Consider the following 453-nt stretch of genomic DNA (forward strand, 5'->3'; position numbering starts at 1 on the left):
AAATATTAAGACCTTCAGTAGATTTTTGAAAATTATAACCTCCCATAAAATTCAACCTTAGTAGTCGACTAAGTTTTATTTTATATCCAATTGCGACAAGGAACATATACCCTTTATCAAAACTATCTGACAATTTAATTTGGGGACCACCTTCTAACATTAGAAATATACCTTTAGGTTTCCCCCCTATTGAGTATTTAATATTAGCAACAATAGGTAATGTGTTTGTGCCATAAAAAACATCATTGTAGTTATCTAACCCCAAACCTGCATTAACATTTAGATAATTATTTATATGATATCCTGCTAGTACTCTTAATGAGTTTCCTGAATCATTATTACTAGGATAAGGGCTGTTCTGCGCATTTATGTTAGATACAAATATTTGGTCGTATCTAAGTTCTATATTAATTTTGTTTTGTGCAGTAGTCAATTGATGATAAAAAAACATCA

The 453-nt window shown here is 29.8% G+C and carries 1 pseudogene; it reads right to left on the minus strand.

Annotated features, from left to right (window positions below):
• Positions 1–453, minus strand: a pseudogene (locus tag OM075_RS26695) (hypothetical protein); the annotation flags it as partial.

It is taken from the genome of Plebeiibacterium sediminum (genome assembly GCF_026013605.1).
GTDB lineage: Bacteria > Bacteroidota > Bacteroidia > Bacteroidales > Marinilabiliaceae > Saccharicrinis > Saccharicrinis sediminus.